This window comes from Pseudaestuariivita atlantica, assembly GCF_001205715.1.
In the GTDB taxonomy this organism is placed as follows: domain Bacteria; phylum Pseudomonadota; class Alphaproteobacteria; order Rhodobacterales; family Rhodobacteraceae; genus Pseudaestuariivita; species Pseudaestuariivita atlantica.
Genome location: NZ_AQQZ01000037.1, coordinates 1 through 4,390 on the forward strand (window position 1 = coordinate 1; position 4,390 = coordinate 4,390).

General features: G+C 60.6%; 7 protein-coding genes. All 7 read left to right on the forward strand.

The genetic code is table 11. The features are described from left to right. The first annotated feature begins 162 nt into the window (after positions 1 to 162). Positions 163 to 549 carry a DUF6878 family protein gene (locus tag ATO11_RS20880; protein WP_050532851.1) on the forward strand — a complete coding sequence of 129 codons (387 nt, stop codon included), beginning with the start codon at positions 163 to 165 and terminating at the stop codon, positions 547 to 549. Position 550: 1 nt separating this feature from the next. Continuing rightward, complete coding sequence (locus ATO11_RS20885) at positions 551 to 1,012, forward strand: DUF6915 family protein (protein WP_050532854.1); 462 nt, start codon at positions 551 to 553, stop codon at positions 1,010 to 1,012. Between the two features lie 100 nt (positions 1,013 to 1,112). After that, positions 1,113 to 1,415: a hypothetical protein gene (locus ATO11_RS20890; RefSeq protein WP_050532852.1), complete on the forward strand. Its 303-nt coding sequence runs from the start codon at positions 1,113 to 1,115 to the stop codon at positions 1,413 to 1,415. Between the two features lie 124 nt (positions 1,416 to 1,539). Then, the gene (locus ATO11_RS20895; protein WP_050532853.1) at positions 1,540 to 2,268 is read left to right on the forward strand and encodes a DUF736 family protein; all 729 of its coding nucleotides are present in this window, start codon (positions 1,540 to 1,542) and stop codon (positions 2,266 to 2,268) included. 493 nt (positions 2,269 to 2,761) lie between these two features. Further along, positions 2,762 to 3,319, forward strand: coding sequence for a LysR family transcriptional regulator (locus tag ATO11_RS22560; protein WP_341271342.1), 558 nt, complete (start codon positions 2,762 to 2,764; stop codon positions 3,317 to 3,319). A gap of 63 nt (positions 3,320 to 3,382) precedes the next feature. Further along, on the forward strand, positions 3,383 to 3,697 hold the full coding sequence (locus ATO11_RS22565) for a hypothetical protein (protein ID WP_341271343.1): 315 nt from the start codon (positions 3,383 to 3,385) through the stop codon (positions 3,695 to 3,697). Positions 3,698 to 3,826: 129 nt separating this feature from the next. Further along, positions 3,827 to 4,390: DUF481 domain-containing protein (locus ATO11_RS20905; RefSeq protein WP_242601495.1), on the forward strand; the 564-nt coding region annotated here is incomplete at its 3' end.

Consider the following 4,390-nt stretch of genomic DNA (forward strand, 5'->3'; position numbering starts at 1 on the left):
ATTTTTGACTTGCCCGAAACCCTTGACAGAGGCCCGCCCCATTACGGAAGCTGGCTTTCGGTTGGGCGTCGCGGATCAGCACTTGGCCGGTCTGCGCTTCCCGGGCGCGGGCATGCCCATGCGCTGCCCGCCCCCCCCAATAGAAGATAAGAGGACAGACCCATGACCAACCCCCAGATCGATTACGCCGCGATGGCGGCTCAGTGGCGCGCGGAGCGCGAAACCACCCTGAAGGCATCCCGAGCGGAACTGCTCGCGCAATTGCGCGCGCTTGGCATCAGCGAGGTGACCGCTGAATACGAAGGCTATGGCGACTCCGGCAATGTCGAGGATGTGATCGTGCAGCCTGCAGAGGTCCAACTGCCGGATCCGCTTGTCACCGCCGTGGGCGATTTCGCCTGGTCGCTCGCCTATCACCATCACCCGGGGTTCGAGAACAACGAGGGCGGCCATGGCACGCTGACCTGGGACATTGCAGCAGACAGCATCACCCTCGATCATGCGGACCGCTACGTCGAATGCTCGCACAGCTATGACGAGGGGCTTTGAGATGGCCCATCCGCTTCATCATGCCGAAAGCTCTGCCCGGAAGTTCGGCGGGGTGCCGTCTGACTATCAGGCCGTCCACGATTGGTTTGACGCCTCGAAAGAGCATCTCGCGCTGTTCACGCACAGGGCGCTTCGCCACCATGCCCAAGGCCTGTTCGAGGCTGAACGCGCCTTCGGCTTGACCCTGACCAATAGCGCTGGTCGAGAAATCCCCGTGCGCTGGATCGGCGAACAGCATGTCCGCGAAGACTGCCAGGGCCGTATCCCGAGTATGGCGGACTGGCTGCGACGGATCCAGCCCGAGCCATGGATGGCCAATGGCCACATCGACCGGCATTCCGGCGATGAGCCCTGCGGCGACCCAAGGGTTGCCTGGGCCTCCGAGGTCGCCGCCGGAAGAACGGTTCTTGGCCTGAAAGATTGGATGGCGGCGCCCGCGACGCAAGCCACGCAAAGCGCCTGACAGCTCTCGGCCGTTTGCCAAACAAATGCTGCATGGAAGCCCGGTTGAACGACCGGGCTTCTTGCGTCGTTTCCCCACCATTCTTCTTGAGGAGGTTCGCATGACACTCGATGAAATCAAGGCGGCCGTTGATGCCGGCCAGACCGTGCATTGGGCCAATACCGGCTACGTCGTCCACAAGGACCGGCTCGGTCAGTACCTCATCACCTATGTGTCGAATGGTAGCTGCATCGGTCTGACCGACCGGGGCGGGCACCGGTTGAACGGAAAAGAAACGGAGTTCTTCGTCGCGCAATCGAAGGACGCCGCAGAAAATCCGGGCAACCAATCAAGACCAGACGGGCAGGGGAGGGGCGTAGCACCCGGAGGCGCGGGGGCATTCCCACTCGGACGGCAGCTTTGACCCATGGGCGGGGCTGAAAGGAAAGCAGGCTTTCTGATTTGTGATCCCTCAAGGGGTCGAGAAAGCAATCCCGGATGCGTTGGCAAAAACGTCAGGCACCGGCCAATCCAAAAGGAACCATCCCATGTTCGCAGGAACCCTCACCCGCAATGTCGAGACCGCAGCCGCCGAGTACACCGGCATGATCCATTCGACGCGCTTTGACATCGCCATCCAGCTCGAGGCACGGGCCAAGATGTCCGCTCGCAGCCCGGATTACGACGTGACGGCAGTCAACAAATCAGGCCGCAAGGTGCGTATCGGCACGGCCTGGAACGAGACCGGGAATACCAGCGGCAACCCCTACATCTCGATGCAGATCGATGTCGGCCTCGGCCCGTTCCGGGTCAACGCGGTGCAGACGAAAGAGGCGCGCGCGGCCCAGAGCGGCGAATTCGAGATCATCCCGCTGGTCTCGAACGGCCTGATGAAATCCGGCTCGATCTCGGGCGAGCTCACCGCCATGGACGCCGACAACGCCTTCACCGGCTACATCGCCAACATGATGTTCGATCTGGAGTTCATCCTGATCGAGAACAGCTACAAGACCGAGGAGACCCACCCCGACTACCGGATCGAGGTCAGCTCGCCCCGGGGCACGCCGATCCGCGTCGGCTCGGCCTGGATGGCCAAGAGCAGCCGCACTGGCAATGACTACTTGTCGCTGCTGATCAACACGCCTGATGGGGACCTGCGCGTCAACGCCGTGCAGAACGAAGAGCAGCGCGGCGGGCAGACCTTCTCGATCATCCCGTTCATCGACAGCGGTGAGCAGCCGCAGGACGCAGGCACGGGGCTCTCGCTGGTCGCGTGATCAACGCGTGAGATTAGACGATCTGAACCGAAAGGGGAGCCGTGGGATCACGGTTCCCCTTTTTCTGTACTGGTTGGTTGAATGAACCCCGTGCGCATTGCAGACGTTCGTGTCGCCCGCAGCTAATGCTACCGAAGAGCCCAGCCCGGACGCGTTGATTTCTTGCTGCGCGCGCTCGCAGCGCGCCTAACCGCTGCGACGCCGAATTTCTCCCGCTGCAAGGCAGAATGAAACTCGGCCATTCAGGCAAGGTACTGCGATGTTCCAATGGGCAATCCGAGTCGCGTATGGGGTGGATGGCACCTGCTCCCAATCGCTGCACATTGCGGCAAGGTGCAGAGGTCAGCCTCTGCTTGAAATAGAGCCCCATCATGGAAGTCGCCACTTAGGACGCCACCACTCCGGGGACTTGGTTGATCGACGGAATCGATGAGGGTCTATTGGCTGAACTCGCTTGACTTGGCTTTGTCATGCGAATCCTTGATGCTTTGGTATGGACATCACGCTGCTGCGCACATTTCTTGAGGTTGCCTCTACCGGATCATTCGTCGCCGCCTCCGAACGCCTATTTGTCACCCAGTCGGCCGTCTCGTTGCGGGTCCAGCGGCTCGAAGACAGTTTAGGGCAATCGCTCTTCACCCGATCCAAGGCGGGGGCCGAACTGACTCCTGCTGGCGAGAAATTCGAGCGCTACGTTCTCAGCCTGCTGAAGATCTGGGAGGAAGCCCGCCAGCAGGTTGCCATCCCCGAGGGCTTCACGAGGACGCTCTCGATCGGCGCGCAATACTCGCTTTGGCCTCGGCTGGGCTTTCGGTGGATCGATGCATTGCGAACGAACCACCCGGAGCTCGCTGTGCGCGCGGAACTGGGCATGCCGGACCGTTTGACGCGGTTTCTGGTCGAGGGCGTGCTGGATGTGGCCCTGACCTATACGCCACAACTGCGCCCGAGCCTACGCGTGGAAAAGGTCCTAAACGAAGAACTTGTACTGGTGGCGTCCTGGCCCGACCCCGACTTGAACCTTGGGGACCGTTATGTGCTTGTGGATTAGGGGCCGGAATTTATTCACGCCCATGCGCTAGGCCTGCCGCAACTGGGCAAGTCCGGGCTGATCATGGCGCTCGGCGCGCTTGCCGGCGACTATGTCGTGCGACGCAAGGCTGCCGCCTATCTGCCGGCGCGCTCGGCGAAGGAGTTTATCGATCAGGGGAGGCTGCATCTTGTTCCCGATGCGCCAAAATTTCCCTACCCGATCTGGGCGGTCTGGCGCATCGACGTTGAGCCGGTTCTGGCGGCGGCGGCATCGGTGTTGCTGAAAAACGTCGCCAAACAGGTCGAAATTCTGAGTGACGCCGTGGTGCAAAACCTCGCGGAAATCTCGGAAGATCATGAAATCGGGGACTTGGGCGAAGGGCAACCCAACCTATAAACAAAACTCGCATCAAGTCTAATTATATTTAAGTTTTCTTTAGCATACCGCATTCCTAAATCACGTCTCGCAAAGACGCCCCGAACCTCCAATACCGGAGCGGGGGCAAATCCTAGAAAGGAAAATTCGATGCGCGACGTGACCAAACTCGCAGCTGCCACCGCGCTTGCCATCATCATTGCAGGGCCGGTGATCGCTCAAGGCGCCCTTGTCGGAACCGACCGGCTGAACGATCGAATCGAGGAAATCGAAGACGATGTGAATACCGATCTCGCCCGCGGCGAAGATACCGAGCGCTTTGGCCCCAACGGCGTGCCGCAGGGTTGGCGCGGCTCGGTTGCTTTGACTTTCTCGGCCGCAACCGGCAACACCGATACTGTCGACCTGGCTGCCGCCGGCCGCCTGACATATGGCATTGGAGACTGGGCACACACGGTTGGTCTGGCTGCGGAATACGGTGAATCCGGTGGCGTGCAGAACGAAGAGAAGTTCTTTGCGACCTACGAGAGTGCCTATCATTTCGCGCCGCGCACATATGGCTTCGGTCTGGCCCGCTACGAATACGACGGGTTTGCCACGAACGAGCACGACGCCTTTTTTGGCGGTGGTCTGGGCTACCGGATCGTCAACACGCCTGATGTAATACCAACTTGCGCCAAGCCTGACTCTCGATTGGGGATTCCCTTCAGCTCT

Excerpts from the sequence above, each read along its gene's own strand:
- ATO11_RS20880 (WP_050532851.1), top strand. The coding sequence starts at position 163 with ATGACCAACCCCCAGATCGATTACGCCGCGATGGCGGCTCAGTGGCGC.
- ATO11_RS20885 (WP_050532854.1), top strand. The coding sequence starts at position 551 with ATGGCCCATCCGCTTCATCATGCCGAAAGCTCTGCCCGGAAGTTCGGC.
- ATO11_RS20890 (WP_050532852.1), top strand. The coding sequence starts at position 1,113 with ATGACACTCGATGAAATCAAGGCGGCCGTTGATGCCGGCCAGACCGTG.
- ATO11_RS20895 (WP_050532853.1), top strand. The coding sequence starts at position 1,540 with ATGTTCGCAGGAACCCTCACCCGCAATGTCGAGACCGCAGCCGCCGAG.
- ATO11_RS22560 (WP_341271342.1), top strand. The coding sequence starts at position 2,762 with ATGGACATCACGCTGCTGCGCACATTTCTTGAGGTTGCCTCTACCGGA.
- ATO11_RS22565 (WP_341271343.1), top strand. The coding sequence starts at position 3,383 with ATGGCGCTCGGCGCGCTTGCCGGCGACTATGTCGTGCGACGCAAGGCT.